This window comes from Shewanella sp. 2_MG-2023 (genome assembly GCF_030548905.1).
Classification (GTDB): Bacteria; Pseudomonadota; Gammaproteobacteria; order Enterobacterales; family Shewanellaceae; genus Shewanella; species Shewanella electrodiphila.
Genome location: NZ_JAUOSO010000002.1, coordinates 38309 through 56148 on the forward strand (window position 1 = coordinate 38309; position 17840 = coordinate 56148).

12 protein-coding genes are annotated in these 17840 nt (G+C 38.7%); 1 reads left to right on the forward strand and 11 read right to left on the reverse strand.

Annotated features, from left to right (window positions below; genetic code table 11):
• Window positions 1-34 precede the first annotated feature (34 nt).
• The 3 genes from Q4600_RS02490 to Q4600_RS02500 form a co-directional block, all read right to left on the reverse strand.
• Window positions 35-1402, reverse strand: a complete 1368-nt coding sequence (locus tag Q4600_RS02490; protein WP_102435620.1) for a hypothetical protein — start codon at window positions 1400-1402, stop codon at window positions 35-37.
• Between the two features lie 324 nt (window positions 1403-1726).
• Window positions 1727-3268, reverse strand: coding sequence for a sulfatase-like hydrolase/transferase (locus tag Q4600_RS02495; RefSeq protein WP_303517674.1), 1542 nt, complete (start codon window positions 3266-3268; stop codon window positions 1727-1729).
• Window positions 3269-3550: 282 nt separating this feature from the next.
• Window positions 3551-5089 carry a family 16 glycosylhydrolase gene (locus tag Q4600_RS02500; RefSeq protein WP_198589536.1) on the reverse strand — a complete coding sequence of 513 codons (1539 nt, stop codon included), beginning with the start codon at window positions 5087-5089 and terminating at the stop codon, window positions 3551-3553.
• A 588-nt stretch (window positions 5090-5677) separates the two neighbouring features.
• Between Q4600_RS02500 and rsgA the strand changes: the two genes are divergently transcribed.
• Window positions 5678-6763, forward strand: coding sequence for a ribosome small subunit-dependent GTPase A (rsgA, locus tag Q4600_RS02505; protein ID WP_303517676.1), 1086 nt, complete (start codon window positions 5678-5680; stop codon window positions 6761-6763).
• Window positions 6764-6872: 109 nt separating this feature from the next.
• On the opposite strand, the gene Q4600_RS02510 is transcribed toward rsgA, so the two are convergent.
• From Q4600_RS02510 to Q4600_RS02545, 8 genes are all read right to left on the reverse strand, one after another.
• Window positions 6873-7289, reverse strand: a complete 417-nt coding sequence (locus tag Q4600_RS02510) for a GNAT family N-acetyltransferase (protein WP_102527197.1) — start codon at window positions 7287-7289, stop codon at window positions 6873-6875.
• 148 nt (window positions 7290-7437) lie between these two features.
• Complete coding sequence (locus Q4600_RS02515; RefSeq protein WP_303517681.1) at window positions 7438-9351, reverse strand: prolyl oligopeptidase family serine peptidase; 1914 nt, start codon at window positions 9349-9351, stop codon at window positions 7438-7440.
• 197 nt (window positions 9352-9548) lie between these two features.
• The gene (locus tag Q4600_RS02520) at window positions 9549-10328 is read right to left on the reverse strand and encodes a hypothetical protein (RefSeq protein ID WP_303517684.1); all 780 of its coding nucleotides are present in this window, start codon (window positions 10326-10328) and stop codon (window positions 9549-9551) included.
• Window positions 10318-10725 (reverse strand): hypothetical protein, encoded by a 408-nt coding sequence (locus Q4600_RS02525; RefSeq protein WP_303517687.1) that lies wholly within the window; start codon window positions 10723-10725, stop codon window positions 10318-10320. Before Q4600_RS02525 ends, Q4600_RS02520 begins: the two co-directional genes overlap by 11 nt.
• Window positions 10726-10939: 214 nt before the next feature.
• Window positions 10940-11326, reverse strand: coding sequence for a VanZ family protein (locus Q4600_RS02530; protein WP_303517691.1), 387 nt, complete (start codon window positions 11324-11326; stop codon window positions 10940-10942).
• Window positions 11327-11438: 112 nt separating this feature from the next.
• Window positions 11439-13829: an agarase gene (locus tag Q4600_RS02535; protein WP_303517694.1), complete on the reverse strand. Its 2391-nt coding sequence runs from the start codon at window positions 13827-13829 to the stop codon at window positions 11439-11441.
• Window positions 13830-13958: 129 nt separating this feature from the next.
• A complete protein-coding gene (locus Q4600_RS02540; protein ID WP_303517696.1) occupies window positions 13959-15314 on the reverse strand; it encodes an SMP-30/gluconolactonase/LRE family protein in 1356 nt (451 codons plus the stop codon).
• A complete protein-coding gene (locus Q4600_RS02545) occupies window positions 15295-17673 on the reverse strand; it encodes a beta-galactosidase (protein ID WP_303517699.1) in 2379 nt (792 codons plus the stop codon). Before Q4600_RS02545 ends, Q4600_RS02540 begins: the two co-directional genes overlap by 20 nt.
• Between the last annotated feature and the right edge of the window lie 167 nt (window positions 17674-17840).

A 17840-nucleotide genomic window follows, 5' to 3' on the forward strand; every position in this document is an offset into this window, starting at 1 on the left:
TAACGTAATGACCAAGCTAAGGCTTAATCTAAACTTATTTGTTAATCCACACTGTCGCGGCTTTGCCATTTAGTTTGACGGCATCTTCACGGTAAAAGACTTTCGTTGCACGTTCGTAATTGCCCGTTTTTGTAATATTGGCATTTGAAATATCAATACCAAAACGCCCTTTTACAGCTGTGCCAACATTGTTTTTGTTAAGCGCAGAAGCCAACAATACTGGTGCAATTGGCTTGGTATGCCAGCGACGACCAGAAGGATCGTTCGGGAAATCAGCAATCTTAGTTCTGCCCGCACTTTCACTTGGTTCGACAAAGTATTGTGACGACGCGCCAATATCAGCTAACGGCGTGTTTTTAGTTTTAGTCAGAGATATGCGGCCAGTGAACTTAGTGCGCTCAAAATAACCACGGCTAAAGGTGCTAGAGTCACTTGAGTTGCTCATTATGGTAAATGCACTGTTTACACCACGGATATTGGTGCCGGTGATATCAGAACAAATCTTTTGATGCGGTTTTAGAAACAAAGCAGCCATACCTTCAGTGTTTTCAATATCAATCATTTTGATATCTGCAATATTACCGACGCGGGGACCTGCTTGGTTTAAGTAATCTGATGGTCTGCCACTACCAGGCTCTAAACGAATGGTTAAACCCCCTTCAGCATCTAAGTTCTTTAGACGCATCTGCTTACCGCTGAATAGTTGGATCAATGCGTAACCTGCTGCCACCTTTGTAGCAGAGATATTTTCGACAACACCCTTTTGCGGAATCCGACCATAAGTCGCATTGTTAGCCACTGTTCTAGCGTCACTATCAGCAACCATAAATAGTGATGGGAAAATAGAATAGTTATCCTTGATATCAAAATTTGATAACGCAAAGTTCTTCACATAACCCACACGTACCGGAATTGCATTTAAAAAAATGGCATTTTTATTGACGTCAATTTTAAAACGAGCATTACCGGTTGAGGTAATCTCCACATTTTGCATTAAAGGCGCACGAGGACCTTGACCATTACGGTTGAGGTTAAATAAAACTTTATCAGCCATTTTAATGGTTTTACCTGACTGAATTTCTAATCGAACATTTGCTTTTAAATCAACTTGCGCCAATTTCAAATCATTACCCATCACTTTTACCACGCCGCCATTTGGCTTATTAGTAGCGCGATCGATAGCGGCTTGAAGTGCTCGCGTTTGCACTGCTGCACTACCCGATAATGTGACGGTTTCAGTTGCTCCGGTCACTTTGTTAGTAAAATAACGGCCTTGATTACCAATACTTGCAGCTGCTGTTGGCGCGACATAAGTCATTGATGCCATTGAAAGCGTTAGCATACTTCCGAGTAAACATGTCTGGGCAGTTTTCCCGATGCTGGTGTTAAAAACGTTGTTCATAATTTCTCCTAATTCACATTATTTTTACTGCTTTGCCAACATTGGAGCCGCAAAAACCCCGCTCTTGGCTATACAGCCAAAAGTGGTTTCCAATCTAAAACAGGGATTGTTGGCGCTTGTGTTATTGACACATTCAGTTGTTAACAAAAGCTTTAGTTAACATATGCTTTAGTTAACATGAGCTTTCATTAATACTGATGCTGTAATCACAGCGCCGATATGTCATCACAACAATTTTTGTTTAGTTCATGATTGTTGTGACAAGTTACTGTTACCTATTTTTACCATTACGCCTTGAGTAATATTCGCAAGGTAAATATAAGTCTACAAAAGGCCTTTCATATGTTGACGAAACTTAACGATAGAAGGATCTTCTAAGCGCACCAGTTCGTCATGCATATATTTAACCATCTGTTTTAGTTGTTTTTTGTACTTGGGATCTTTGATTGAATTGGTCATTTCGTAAGGATCGTTGTTCAAGTCATATAACTCATCACGACTATCACCTGGGTTCCATACAAATTTCATTTCTGGGGTACGGATAGCTCTTATTCCAAACCAGCCACCGTTGTACCATTCGTAGGCATATAGCGCGATATCATCTTTACCTTTATCAGCCACATCACCTTGTTCCATCAGTGGTACCAATGAACGGCCATCCACATCACCATCGTCAGCAAGCGTCATCCAATCTGCTAATGTGGGAGCAATGTCCAACATAGAAACTTGACGTTGGATAATCTTCGGTTCAACACTTGGGTCACGAATAATTAATGGCATTCTCATTAATTCATCGTAAGCATATGGCCCTTTATCATAAAGGTTATGTTCCCCTAGCATACTGCCCTGATCGCCAATGATAATGATGCGTAAATCATCATACATCCCGACTTCTTTAGCCGTTGCAATCAGTTCACCGACAGCATGATCGATCATGGCGATCGCTCCATAATAAAAGGTCCGAGACTTACGCCAATCTTCATCTGTCATATGGCTTACATCGTGCCAAGGCCACCAAATATCATCTTGAGCCATCGGCTTATGAATACGTTCAATCCCATGATTCTTAGGTAGCTCAACAGTTTTCGGATCAAACATACTCGCGTATGGCTCAGGAACGCGATAAGGCGGATGCGGTTGCTCAAAACTTACGATACCAAAGAAAGGCTCGTCTTTTTTAGCGGCTGCGCGCAACATTTTCTGACCTTCACGAACCTCTTTACCCGCTTTAGTGTCTTCAAAAGTGCCTGGCATAGTACGGTAATATTCGTGCTTTTCACCATTAGCATCACGCTCACCACGATTAAATTTTTCGATATTGGCCTGTGTTTCATAAGGTGTCCATTGACGGCCATGACGCTCTACGTCTTTATCGTGACCATATATAAACTCAGCTCCTCGTAATGCTGGGCCTTGAGCGCCAATATGCCACTTACCGACGTAGCCAACCTTGTAACCCACATCAACGGCGCGGCGAATAACGCCTCCTTCTTCTGGGTTTAATTCATCAACCCGTGAATGATATAAGCCGACATTGTCATCTAAGCCTGTTTTATGACCCCAGCGTCCAGTAAACATTGCAGCTCGAGATGGAGAACATAAACCGGTACTGGTCATTGCATTATCAAATCGAACACCTTCATGAGCTAACGCATCAATGTTAGGCGTATTAACTGGGCCATCACGGTAAGAAAAAGTATCGAAACGCATGTCATCAAACATCAAGATCAATACATTAGGCTGAACTTGTTGTGCTGATTTTAAATTGGTGTCGTTTGCTTCATTAGCATGCACAACTTGACTTACTAATGTGCTTATTCCAACACAGGTTAATGTCAGCAATGTTTTCAGATTATTGTTTATCATTATTTTGTCTCTTGTTTGGTCTTTCTCTACTCATTTAAAACAATTACTTAAAATCATGTTTTACAACAGTTACTTACAAAACCTCTTAGAACAATGATGCTAGATTGTGCTCTTCTTTATCAGTAAGTGATTATGAGTAAGTGTTTATAAGTAAATTGTTCTACGAGTAAAGACTGCGCGAGCTCTTAAGAATGTAAATGGATCATTGACACTCTTCCCCAAATTGCCCGCACAACAGTCTTACTAGCTTTTAGCTATGTTGATATCTCTAAGTCGTACCCTTTACTGTTTAACCACCGAAATATCATCGATATAAAACAAAGCTGACTCTTTAGCTATAAGAGAAGGGTCAATTGCGATTGTCAGTTTGGCATCCGCTGGAACTGCTTGGGTTAAGTAAATTTCTTGACTGACGGTTATCCATTGCGCTTTATGTGCATGATCAATATGACTTAAATTAATCGGCTTTAAATTAAAACCAACATCAGTATTCGCATCGTTAGTGACTGTGACATCAAACTCTTTGAGCGAATTACTGGTATCAACCCATAGGCGCATAGAAAAAACATACTTACCAGCATCTAATTTAACTGCAGCTTCAGGAGAGCTGATAATAATTGGTTGCGTAGCATCTGCAGCCAATGCTGACACTTTTAAGCTACGCAAACCTGTAATGCGTTGCTCTTTAGTTATCTCGGCATATTTAGCTGACTCAGTACTGATATCCCAGAACTTTTGGTAATCATTATTTGCTGAGTTTTCAGGTACCAACTTAAGTGGACGCTTATTTTCTTGGAATAAAATAGGCCCTTCAAAACCAAAGAATGCTCTATCTAATAACTGCGGGTTAGGCTTTTGCCACACACGCATATAATCAACTTCGAAATCTGCTGGTAGTTCATCTTTATTTGGCATGCCAAGCCATGCAAAGATTTCTGAATCTAACCAAATTTCTAGTGGATTATTCAATACCCAACGATCGCCTAATTCTTTTTGAGTAAAACGTTCCAGTAATTTGCCGTCTAAATACAGGTTTAAGTAATCTTCACCCCACTCAGCTGCATAAATATGAAATTCATCAGCTACGCGATATGGCAAGTTTTCTTTATGATGAAAAACACGTGTGGGACGTTTTGCTGGTGGGCTCCAATCATGAACGGTTGATTTAGATTGATCAGGTTTAATATCACCAATGATTTTTGGATTACCAATTTGCTCATAAATATCAAGCTCAGACTGGTAACCAATAGCCCAAAAGGCGCTAGTCATGGATGCGTTAACCGCTTTAGAGCGTATTTCCATATAACCGTTAAGAAAACGTTTATTACTCACAATAGCAGCAGTAGTAATAGGCATAAACTCGCCACTTTCTGCAGTGCCATATTTGGCTTTAATTTTTCCATCTGCGTAAGCTTCGTCAGCAAAATCAAAGTCGGGTTCCCACTGACTGCGAAGTTTGAGTAAACCATCTTCTAAAATAACGTTATGAGGCGCAAACTGCGATGGTGCGCGCCCTTTCCAAATGTAGTATTCATCATTTGCACCTTGAACAAACCATTTTTCTTGATCAATAACATCTGCGTTAAACTCATCACTGATTTCAGTATTTAATACCCAGCCACCTTCATTGTTCGGATCTGAGTACGGCATAACTTGATCAAGTGCCACTGAAGATTGACTGCTTTGTTGACTTACCAACTCAGTTTCAGGCGCTTTTTCATTATTTTGACAAGCCATTAAGCTTTGAGAAATAAGTAACACCAAAGCACTTTGTGCAAATATCGTCTTAGCGAAATTTGACTTGGCAACGATAGGCTTCATTTACGGACGTCCTTTTAATAATCAAATCCCATGATGACAATCACATCCAACAAGATTTGTACTTACTGAAATCAACCCCACATTGTCCAGTTAAAACGTTCAAAACACGCTTTACAGATTTGTGAAATTTGTTAAATTGAAACTCAATATAAACATATGATGTTTGCATTTGCAATATCTATTTGTTGCTTTGCATTACTTTACATTAGCCATATTCGATATATTTAACATCACTATCATTCAAGCGAGCACACGCAACACTAGCAGACCTAACCAGTTAATATAATTGCCTTTAAAAATATATCCATAAATAACAACACTTGTTCTACTCCCTCTACGTCACACAAAACAAATCACTACAATAAGGTTTTAATAATGACATTGTTCACCATGCAGGCAGGCTTTTCTGTTAACAATTAAGATTACTGGAGCTTTAAACCAATATTAAAAATTGTCGTATTTGTACAATCCCCTTTTGTTAGTTCTTGCTAAAATCTCTCCATCAATTTCGTCATCGCTTAAAACACGTTGATAATTTACAGCCCGTCTTCGAGCTAAATAACCATAAAGATTTGCAAGGTCTTCAATATGAACCCACAAACATCATTAGCACAACTTGGCTGGCGACCATTTTTTCAACAACAATTGTCGCTCAATGAACTTGAGTTATTGTCTGTAGAAAACCTTGATGAAAAGCTATATGCAGGACGTGTCATTGAACACCATCGAAATGGGGTTGTGGTAATGAATGACTCAGGCCAATTTTCATTAACCCAAACAGTCCTTCAAGCAACACAGACTGACAGACTGTGTGTCGGAGATTGGCTGTTATTCAATACTCAACTTCAGTTTGAACGCTTACTAGAAAGACAATCATTGTTTCAGCGAAAAGCACCGGGCAGTAAAATCGATACTCAGCTAATTTCCTCTAACGTGGATAGCTTATTTATTGTTTGTTCGCTGAACCAAGACTTTAATTTAAGCCGAATTGAACGTTACCTTGCGTTAGCAAAAGAAGCGCAAGTAGAACCCATTATAATCCTGACGAAAGCCGATCAATGTGAAGATGCTGATGATAAGCGTCAGCAAGTACAGTCACTTGATCCATTTGTGATGGTTCATGCATTAAACGCTCTAGATAAAGACCATTTAATTGAACTCAGCGGTTATTGCAAACAAGGTAAAACTATCGCATTGCTTGGGTCATCTGGTGTGGGCAAGTCTACCTTAGTTAACGGCTTAATGGGTGTAGATACGCAGCTAACGAGTGATATCCGTGAAGATGACAGTAAAGGTCGCCATACGACAACTTCTAGAGCATTAAGATTATTACCACAAGGTGGATTAATTCTAGATACTCCCGGTATGCGAGAATTACAACTCAGTGCTTGTGAGCAAGGGGTAAGTGAAACCTTTAGTGAAATCACTGAACTGGCAACACAATGCCGTTTTGCAGATTGTCAGCACAACTCAGAACCTGGTTGCGCGATTCAAAATGCATTAGATAAAGGGGATATTGATCAAAGACGATTGATTAGCTACCAGAAACTAATGCGAGAACAAGCCATGAATAGCGCGACGTTAGCGCAAAAAAGAGCAAAAGATAAAGCGCTCGGAAAAATGATTAATTCAGTGCAAACAGCCTCGCGTTCTTTTAAAAAAGGCACTTATTAACGCTGTGGTAATTAAGTTTTTAGCTCAATAAATTAATCTATCAGTTCTGTTAAAAACCATTGCTGGCCAAATAGTATTTTAATTCATTTAACCAGCGAGTTTCCCTTTACTATTCATAACGTTTAAATAGGAAATACTGTTCGGGGCAGCCGTCAAAACCAGGCGCTGTTCCAATAACCTCGAAACCACATTTCTGGTAAAAGTTTGGGGCTTGAAATGCCAACGTATCGACTTGCGCAGCTTTGCAACCTTGCTGTTTGGCTTCCTGTTCAGCTAACTTCATCAACTGATATCCGAGTCTTTGACCACGGTATTCATCACTGACCCACACCACGTTGATTAAAAATTTATGGTATATCGTTCGCCCAGATATGCCAGCAACGATTGTGTTATTGCTATCTCGCATAATTACAGTCAAGGGTTTGGACGTTTCATTACCCATGTGGCTAAAATTAAACTCCCTAACACCATCAACAAGTTGATCAACAATTTTCGACTCTTCTGAGTGTAAAACTTCTATATTCACATCCTTTCCTCTTACATGTTTCGTCACATTCAAACTTATGATTATATTAATTTTATCATTAATACCAATCTATAACTGCTATAAATGCAAAAGCCATTTGTTTACACAAATGGCTTAATTAACATTTCAGTCATTTAAGAGATAAACGTTATAGATATGCTTTCAAAAAGACCAAGTATTTGTTCGAAGCACTGACGCGATTTTCTTTTTTACTAAAGCCATGACCTTCGTCATCAAAAACTAAGTAATCAACATGAGTACCACCGGAGCGAATAGACTCGACCATTTCATCACTTTCGATTTTTAGCACTCTTGGATCATTAGCACCTTGCACAACAAGTACTGGACTTTTAACTTGATGACCAAAAAATACTGGTGAAATGTTATGTAAGCGCTCTTTATCAGTAGCAGGGTCTCCAAGCTCGTCATAAAGACTTTTTCTAAATGCTTCCCAATAAGGCGGAATACTTTCTAGGGTTCTTACCCAATTGGTGACACCAAAAATATTAATGCCGACTTTAAATTCATCGGTAAATGCCATTGCAGCCATAGTTAAATAACCGCCATAACTGCCACCCATCACGCCAATTTTTTCAGCATCAACCCAATCTAGGGTTTGTAGGTACTTTTTGTTGTAAACCACATCCTGTAAATCGTCTTCACCGTGACGTTTATCATCTAAATGGAAGAAGGTTTTGCCATAGCCACTTGAACCACGATTATTTATTTTTACAATAGCATAGCCATTATTCACTAAGTGCTGAACTGTAGCTGAGTAGCCTTTACGCGATTGCCCTCCAGGACCACCGTGTATATAAATTAATGCAGGAACCTTGGAAAATTCAGCTTGTTTTGGCTTATACAAAATAGCCGGAATTTCGACGCCATCGAAGCTTTTGAATCTAATAACTTCGCCAGCGACTAAGTTTTGCTCTTTAATGGCTGGATTGCCTGAGTTCGTCAGACGCAATACCTTATCAGTACCAACTTTATGGCTGTATAAATTTGATGGCGATGTATCTGAATTGATATAGAACACCATTGATTTAGAATCTTGTGAAAAGTTAACGCCACGGAGATCGCCACTTGGTAATGTAGGCAAAGAGAGTTCACGATTATTGTTGTGATCGGTTATCGTTAATTGAGTTTGAGCATCAGCATTGATACCTGTGATTTGATAACGACCATCTTTAGAGAAGTAACTGAAACTTACATCCCAATCGGCTTTATAATTTAACTCACTTTCACTGGTAGCAATATCATAGGTCCATGCTTGGTTAAATTCCCCAAACTCATTTGTCGCATATAACAGCTGCTTGTTGTCTTTGGTGAAGGTGTAAGCATAATAAGACACATCACCTTCATGCTCTGTAATTAAGCGAGGTTTGTTCATTTTTAGTCGTAAATCAACCAAATATAAATCAGTATTACTATTAGAGTGGTTCTTACTTAAGGCAATAAAACGACCATTGGGACTCATGCTTTCAACTGTAAATCCTGACTCATTTTTATAAATTAAATTACGACTATAGTCTGCAGTACTGTATTGATAAACGTCAAAATATTTAGCATCACGCTCATTGGTCATAACAAAAAACGAATCATCATCTTCATGCCATGACAACATCATGGCCTTCAAGCCTTCACCTGGAGTTAAATCTACTTCATTGCCTTCGAGGTCTTTAACAAATAGATGGTTTAATTCATCTCCCCCTTTGTCAGCACTATAAAGAAAGCGATCATCTTTAGGGAACCAAGATTCAACAAAAATTGATTCTTCTGTAGAAAACGTTAATTGAGTTGTTTTGGAGCCATCTACTGGCACTTTGTATGCGTTGAAGATGCCTGAATCATCATTACTTACCAAAACCGCACTTCCGGAATGATTAATAGATGAGCCAAACACACTGGTCGTTTTATAAAACTCTTCAGCTGTGTAGGTTTCAAAGTTGATTTGAGCTTGAGGGGATATCTGTGGAGCCGGCGCAGCTTGTTTATTTGCGGTAGAGCAACCTGTCAATACTAACGCGATGACAGCAGTACTCATCAATGTCTTAAGCATAATATATCCTTATTTAGCTTGAAATTGGTTTTCTCAATAAATCGACAACTCAACAGCTTACTAAGAAATTGAACACAAATTAAACTAACACTAACCTGTATTTTTGGCCAATTAGTTTACCTTGAACTGCGGCTAATCATCTCAACACAAACGTGTCAGGCACAGAAATTCCTTTTACACTATCTTAAGAACATGGTTTACACATTGATGCTTTTATTTTTCACAAAAGTACCTGGAAAAATAGCATTAATGAATGAAGGAAAGCATATAATCCAAATTCCAATTAATAAAAACCAATTCATTTTGAAACTAGTCGTTTGAAAATTATAAATTTTTGATTTCATATAGGTATAAGGTAAAACAATACGATTTTTGTGCGCAATTTGGTATACCAGGCCTTGCTCATGCCATAGGGATATTTCTGTTTGCTCTTGAGCTTCAGCCTCATTTATTGAAACAGATATTGTCTTTGCTATTTTTTGACATAATGCTCGACTAATACCAAGCGCAGCAAATGTTTCAGGGTATGACTGAAGATAAAGATCATAATAACGAGTAGTTTTATCTAACTCCTCGTCGTAAACTGTTTCTGTTTTACACTTCACTTTGTCTACTAAGGTTCGAAACTCGTGGACTTCAGATAATGGAGCCACATGATATTTAGGTACAGCCCAGCACAGAAAAACGATATTAATCAGAAGAAAAGCCAGTAAGAATAAAGCTCTTTTATATTCATCACCTCTAGCTTCAAACTCAAAGTATTCAAGTCTATATCCATAGTTTGAATTATATGCGTCCTCTAATTCATTTTCAGATTGAACTTGCTTTTGTTCTAATAACTGTTCTTCAGGGCTATTAGCCCGATTGTCTATTTCTGCTAATAGATCTTGATATCGTTGTGGGTACTTAGCTGCATTAATATTTTCTTTAACGTCTAATAACTCTTCCAATGAGTATTTTGAATAATCAATTGTCATTATCTTCCTTAATAATTATCTCTATTTTGCTTATTTCACTATCGGTTAACGCTTTATACCCTCTCGGATAAGGCCAGCCATACCCCCATCGATAAGTTGTGGGAAAATATGGACTGCCACCGACTCGAACTCCTGCCAACATTATATTGGCAATATGAGGCTCACCCACTTTTGCTACACACTGTTTTAATCGTCTGTCCGATTCAAGACGTTGCTTAAAAGTGCCGCCTTGCCAATAGTCGTAATCATGAGCAGTACAGCATGATAACCACAATTCATTTTGGCTAAAGGTTCCATCAGGAAATACACTACATCCATCTGAAGTGAACGGTTTGATTTGCTCAGCATGGACAGTGAAAGACGAAATTAATATGATAATAACAAACAAGCCGCTCATAAATAGTTCCAATGTTACTTCTAATTTACAACTGTTTTTAAACATCCGTTTAGGTTTAGGTTTTCAGCATTATTAATAATACGTCTTCAGCCAAATCACAACTAGCTAATTGAGATGAAATAAAATCACTCATTAAAATATTGAATTATATATTTAATTGCTAAAACAAACTACAAAACACCATTTACAACGCTTTTTATTCATCCTTAGAAGATTAAGAATAGGAATAACGTGTAAACAACTTAATCGTGATAAATGAGCATAGTGTAATACCCAAAGCATCGGCTAGGAGATCGCTTAAATCAAATGTCCTCGTACTAATAAACGCTTGGCTTATTTCTTCGACTAACACAAAGATACTGACGACTAGAACAGCATAGTAAATGCGAATATTTCTGAAGCTAAAGTGTGCTAAACGACTGGCCAGTAATCCCATTGTTGTCAACAAACCAAATAAGCAAAAATGGCCAATTTTATCACCATAGGGAATAGTGCGAACTAAATCGAAAAAGACATTACTTCCACCCGTATTGGCTTGGTAAATAATCCAGCCTATAAAACTGCTAAACGACACAGCTAAAAAAATGAGCGCTTTATACATTATTCCGTTAACCCCTTATCCATTATGTGTATAAAGATGAATGAATAAGAGGTACGAAACAACATCAAAGTAACAGTAATTATATTAAATAAGGTTAACGTTATGTTCGGAGTTACTGTTCATAACGCTGCTGATACATAGTAGAAGTCACTTGTTTTACTGCTTTTATCATTTCAGGATAAGGAACGTCTGTAATAGTTACAAAGCCTATGTTGGCATTTTCACCATCAAATGCACGCCCTGAAATTGGTTCATCAATATATTGAAACCAATGTGCTCCAACCATGTAAGGTTTCTCAAGCACGCTTTGCATATAATCGGTATACATTCTGGCTCTATCTTCTTGGTTCGCCGCATGAACGATACCTGGGTTATATAAGCCCGAATCAGTTGCTGTACCGATATGGAACTCACCCACTACTACGGGTAAATCAACTTCTTCTAAGAATTGCCAGTAATCGGTTTGCATTCCCTCTTCATAGATATTAAAGCTCAACACATCTGAATACTTAAGTGATGCCTTAATAATTTCATCAGGCATCCCCCAATTTGCCATCCGCGCGCCCATATACAAGTGATTTGGCAGAGCTTGAGCTAATGTATCGTGCACCACAGTGAAATATTGCTCGCCTAACAATTTTAATAACATCGATAAATCACTTATAACTTGATCGTTATAGCTTTCAAACACCAAGCCATCAGCAAACTCTTGCCAACTGCTAAGTTTAATTTCCCAAGCCGTATTTAGTGCCTCAACGGTTTTGTACTGCGTTTGGATACGTTGCATAAATGCATTTTTCGCCGGGCTATCTTGACTGTTTTTTGATATTGCATCTAAGATCACACCGTACCTTGCAGCAACTGAGCCGGTTCTTTCACCCCAGCTTTTTTCATTATCAATAAATATCCCTACACACCAAGGTGATGACTGAATATTATTGGCTATCGCATCTATCGTAATTTTTGCTCGCTGTGCAAAGACAGGATCAAATGGATCTGGCATTAACCCCCAATGGTTTGTTTCACCAGATAGGGTTTTAAAGTCACCAATGATCCAACCATTGGCAAAATACGGTACTTGTTCTGATTGATAAAAAGCAGGATCTACCCAATTACCAAAAGATGTAAAACCCCAATCTTGCATGCGCTGTGCAGTCACTTTGTGCCATTGCTTAATGTAGTCAGTCTCAGGAGTTAACTCGCCATAACGACGCTCAAGGTTAGCGCGATAAAAGCTATAAGTTTCTCCATGAGGAATGGGACCTTTATGGGTCGTTCGACGATAACTGTAATGTTTAGCTAATGGGTCTGAATATTCAGGTAACCACTCAAACATTTGGTGACGAGTGGGCGAAATAACATAACGCTTTGCTTTAACTTCATCACTCACCTTAACGATTCCCATTGAATCTTCAGGCGTGATTTCGTCATTGTGTCTAACCCGAATAGTGGGATCATCATAATCGACACCCGTTAAAGTCGTCATATTGGCCATACGGACATTCGCCGGCCCATGGGAAAAGAAGATATTGCCTTCAGGATCTACCATCCACCACTTACCATTAACCTTCTCTGTTCTAAAATAGCCTGTGGCGGTTAACTTTGATCCTTCAGTATAACCACCATATTTAGAACGCGATGCCATTCCAGTAGAAGCATTAAGTGTTGCGAGCTCCTTTGCTGCAATATCTACCAGTGCTTGCTCTGTTTCTACTGTTAGAGGTGTTTTGACTTTGGCATTTTGGCCAAACTTATCGACAACATTAACCATCCATTCTTTATCAGAAGGTGGGTTTTTTCGCAGTCTAATATTATCGATTTCAACAGATTTAGGTTCTAAAATACCGATAGTAAAGAACTTAAGGCTCGCAATTTGATCAAATTTTTCACCCGATTGACGCCAAGAGCGCCAAATCATTAAATCATCTTGGGTTTTCCAAGGCCTAACATCCCCCCAAAGCCCCATATCTGTTTCAGCCTCGATGCCATCAAGTGGGATATATACCGTGCCGTTATAACCTGATGCTAAACTAATTGAACGGCTCTGATATTGTCCCTGAGTGTTAATAACATTGAGGTATAACTGGATAGATACTCCATCTTTATTTTGTACATCAAACGCTAAATTAAAATCAGATTCAGTTGAAAAATCCCAAGGCTGTTCAGGGGTGATAGTAAGCGAAGAAATATTCGCTTTGTTAGAGAAATCGATGCTCAAATGATGATTCAAATTGCCAGAATCTTTTGATTGAATAACCTTATATTCACTTCCGTCTTGAGTTAACCATTGTTGATTTTTGTCATCCTCAAAATCAATTAAGTTAGCTAACTTAACTTCATTTTTAAACGGATCGTTCTCCACTTTTGAAGTGCTTTTTTCTTGAGGATTAATTTGTTGAAAACTGTTTTGTTTACTACTGCTAATTTCATTCTCTGTGTTTGACTGACTACAACCTTGCAGCAAATAAATCAGACCCCAAAATAGAATTGAATACTGTCTCATTTAAAACTCCCTTTATAATTATCAAGGCATTACTTAACATTTAGCCCATGGTCAGTGCTAAAAAAATGCATAATCAAATGCATAGTCATTGCTATTGTTAACGCCAAAGTGATTGCTTTATTTGTTACGCTATTGGATATCAAAAGCTAATAACTGATGATGAGCCGTAACGTAAACTGTGGAAAAATCTGTATTAAAGGCTAAGTTCGCGGCAATGCTGTCTAAATGGATTTTGGCTAAAAGTTTTCCCTGTGGATTAAATAGCCAAATGCCTTGTGGTCCAGTGGCAAATATCACCCCTGAAGGATGAACTTTTAATCCATCAGGTAAGCCTTTATGTTCGGGGTCTAAATCAGCAACTTCATATAAGACCCTTTTATGATTTACAGGCTTTTCGACATTTAACGAATATTGATACCACGCTGGCCTATCAGGATCAGATGCCGCTACATACAAGGTATTTTCGTCAGGAGACAGCGCAATGCCATTTGGCAATTTAATTGCATCGTCAATCAACCTCAGTTCATTGCCAACAGTTAACTGATATACACCTTGAAATGCTAATTCCTTGTTAGGATCATCTAGCTGTTGAGGTAAACCATAAGGTGGATCGGTAAAAAATATATCTCCAAAACTTGTGAGCACGCCATCATTGGGACTATTAAGGCGTTTCCCCTCATATTGCGACACCAGAATACGATAATCACTTTGAGGGTCATTCAATTGCGTATTCATCACAGCAATCTGACGTGAGCGAGATTGCAGTAATACCAACCTATCGAGCTTTGATTTTACAGCAGTAGAGTTGACAGCAGTTGAGTTAATAGGATCAGAATTTGAGCGAAAACTTGAATTTGCCCCAAGAACGAGCCCATTGGAATAACCGCTATTAGACAGATAAATACTCAAACCATGCTTGGGGTCGTATTTAAACACTTTGTTAGCAGGTATATCTGAAAACAACAGGTATTCACCTTGCTTAACCCAAACCGGCCCTTCCGCCCATTCAAAGCCTGTAGCAAGTTGCTCAATGGGTTTATTAACATCCAATATAGCCAAAGCACTTTGATCGAATATTTCATAAACCCCATAGCGAGTGACATCTTCTTTTATCTCCACTCTTGTATCAACATTTCCCTTAACACCTGCATCAACTCTTGCATGACTGACGGATTCATCATCTTGACTAAGACCTAAATCAAATTTTTCTGATTGGAGTACAGGAACATCATCAATTAACGCATAAGCATTAACCGATAATAATGAAACACTAAATATCAGAAAAGCAGCAAGTTTCTTATAGCTATCAACAGTTTTTTTGCTGTTACTAGATTGAACGTCAGACTGATGCTGACGCTTGATAACAGCTCTAACTATACATTCAGCCTTTTGAATAGCTTGATGTTTACCCACTTGAGCCATTGGACTCTCAACCCAGCGTACGATTAGTCGATAAAGCTTTACATTACTGTGATTTAGCATCATAACGTCTCGTGTAAATTTGCTTATTCACTTCTGCTGCGGCATCCACCAGCGGTTGGTATGGAATATCTGTCACACTGACAAAGCCAACATTATAATTTTCGCCATCATAAGCTCGTCCTGTTAACGGAGAGTCAATATATTGAAACCAATGAGCTCCAACAAAGTAAGGATTATCAATCACACTTAACATGTAATCTTGGTATTTAAGGCCGCGATCCTGTTGCGATTCAGCATGAATTAGTCCAGGGTTAATTAAGCCAGAATCTAAAGCCCCGTTATGAAACTCACCAATAATGCTTGGCTTGTCGATGTCTTCAAGAAATGCCCAAAATGAATCATTAATCGACTCTTTGTAATAGTTATAACTCATGACATCTGCGTACTTGGCCGCCGCACTTCTCACTTCGGGTGTCATCCCCCAGTTCGCAAACCTGGCACCAAGATACATATGATTAGGAAGATATTGTTTTACAGCGCCGCTAACGACGGCAAAATATTCACTGGCATAATGTTCTAAAAGCGTGCTTAAATCTTTCACTACGGCATCATTAAAGTCTGATATAACAACACCTTTTGATAAGCTGTCCCATGAGTCTATTGCTGTGCCCCATTGGCTATTTAGCTCATCTATATTGGCATATTGATTTTTTAGTATTTTAACGAACTCGGCTTTTGTAGGGCTTTCACTCGCATCACGATTCAAGGTATTGATCGCAATGCCGTAGTGACTTTGTACATCACCTTCTACACCCCAACTTTTTTCATTATCAATAAACACCCCTACACACCAAGGGTTGTTTTGTACTTCTGCAGCAATTTGCTTAGCAGTGAACAATGCTCTTTGTTTAAATACAGGGTCGAAAGGATCGGGTAATGGGCTCCAGTAGTCATTACCACTACTCACCGTTTTAAAATCGCCGATAATCCAACCATTGGCAAAATATGGAATTCTATCCGCTTGATAAAAGCTGGCATCAACCCAGTTCCCAAATGAGGTGAATCCCCACGTTAACATCCGGTCGATTGTGGTATTTCGCCACTTTTCCATTATTTCATTAGTATCATCTGTCTGATATTTTCTAGCCAAATTCGCTTGGTAAAAACTAAAAGTTTCGCCTTTATCAACTGCGCCAGTATGTACTTCGCGTCGATAACCAAAATGAGAAGACATGGGCTCACCATATTCAGGTAACCATGTGAACATTTTTGCGCGTAATTCTGAGCTGACGTAACGAGACGACCAAGCCGCTTTAGGTGCTCTGTTAAGCCCTATTGAATCTTCTGGCGTAAAGTCACCTTTTGAGCGGGGTGTAATATACTGACTGTCAAAATCATAACCAGTAATAGTAGAGGTATTAGCCATTCTGATATTGGCTATACCCGTAGAAAAAAACAAATACCCCTCAGGATCAACAAGGCTCCATTTATCTTGATATTTCTCAACTCTAAAATAGCCAGTCGCTTTAAGTTTAGGGCCGTCTTTCCAACCATTAAACTTTGAACGCCCTGCTGGTGGCACATGAGATAATTTCGCTTGTTCTTGATTCGATATAGACACTAACTCTTCAGGGGAGCTGACTTTATTGACAAAATCTAGAGAGGTATTTTGGCCAAACTTATCAACGAGGTTAGCGAGATAATTTTGATTGACCTTATTTGGATCTATTAACCGAATATCATCAACAAGAATTTGTTTATCTTCAGGAACACCATGAACACTAAATTCAATTTGGGCAACTGAACTTAGATCAATATTTTTCACACCATGACGCCAAATGATTGGGGTATACGTTGAATCCCATTGAGTAGGATTAGCACGTAATCCAGTTTCAACATTAAGGTCTGGACCTCGTAACTCCATATAATAGGTATCGTGACTATTGGCTGGTAACACGAAACTACGGTGATGACCTTTTCCTTCACTGTCGGTTACGCTTACATATATATGAGTCGAGCGAGGTAATGGATTAGTTAAATTTAGTGCAAAAGCAAATTGTTCTTGCTCACTCCAATCCCAAGGGGTATTTGGTTTAAATGAAAAACCAGCATTATGATTATTTTTTGATTTTAGTTTGATATCTAACTGTGATTTACCATCAATTATTTTGGTAGAAGCAACGGCATTCTTAAGCTTTATCGATGCTAGTACACTATCCGAAAACGAATTCTTTACAGAGCTCGCCTTACTATTTTGCTGTGCTATTGAGTTAGTTTCTTTAGTGCTAGACTCTTTAATAATAGCAGTATCAGAACTTGTGATATGTGAATCGGGTTCCTTATCCACTGAACAGCCACCAATAACAGCACTAACCAGTAACGCTATCATCGATTTAGGTAGCAATTGGGTCACTCCACTCATTTCACAATCTCCTTATCCTACTTTAGCATTTCACTTTCACTGATAACCCCATTCCTCATTCACTTGCCATAACAAGCGATAAGGACAAACATCAAAAATAAGCATCTAAATATCACCAATAAGGTCTGATGCTCATTATTCTAAAATTGAGTAATCAATGGATAATT

Coding starts and splice junctions, on each gene's coding strand:
- Q4600_RS02490 (WP_102435620.1), bottom strand. CDS start 1,402: ATGAACAACGTTTTTAACACCAGCATCGGGAAAACTGCCCAGACATGT.
- Q4600_RS02495 (WP_303517674.1), bottom strand. CDS start 3,268: ATGATAAACAATAATCTGAAAACATTGCTGACATTAACCTGTGTTGGA.
- Q4600_RS02500 (WP_198589536.1), bottom strand. CDS start 5,089: ATGAAGCCTATCGTTGCCAAGTCAAATTTCGCTAAGACGATATTTGCA.
- rsgA (WP_303517676.1), top strand. CDS start 5,678: ATGAACCCACAAACATCATTAGCACAACTTGGCTGGCGACCATTTTTT.
- Q4600_RS02515 (WP_303517681.1), bottom strand. CDS start 9,351: ATGCTTAAGACATTGATGAGTACTGCTGTCATCGCGTTAGTATTGACA.
- Q4600_RS02520 (WP_303517684.1), bottom strand. CDS start 10,328: ATGACAATTGATTATTCAAAATACTCATTGGAAGAGTTATTAGACGTT.
- Q4600_RS02525 (WP_303517687.1), bottom strand. CDS start 10,725: ATGAGCGGCTTGTTTGTTATTATCATATTAATTTCGTCTTTCACTGTC.
- Q4600_RS02530 (WP_303517691.1), bottom strand. CDS start 11,326: ATGTATAAAGCGCTCATTTTTTTAGCTGTGTCGTTTAGCAGTTTTATA.
- Q4600_RS02535 (WP_303517694.1), bottom strand. CDS start 13,829: ATGAGACAGTATTCAATTCTATTTTGGGGTCTGATTTATTTGCTGCAA.
- Q4600_RS02540 (WP_303517696.1), bottom strand. CDS start 15,314: ATGATGCTAAATCACAGTAATGTAAAGCTTTATCGACTAATCGTACGC.
- Q4600_RS02545 (WP_303517699.1), bottom strand. CDS start 17,673: ATGAGTGGAGTGACCCAATTGCTACCTAAATCGATGATAGCGTTACTG.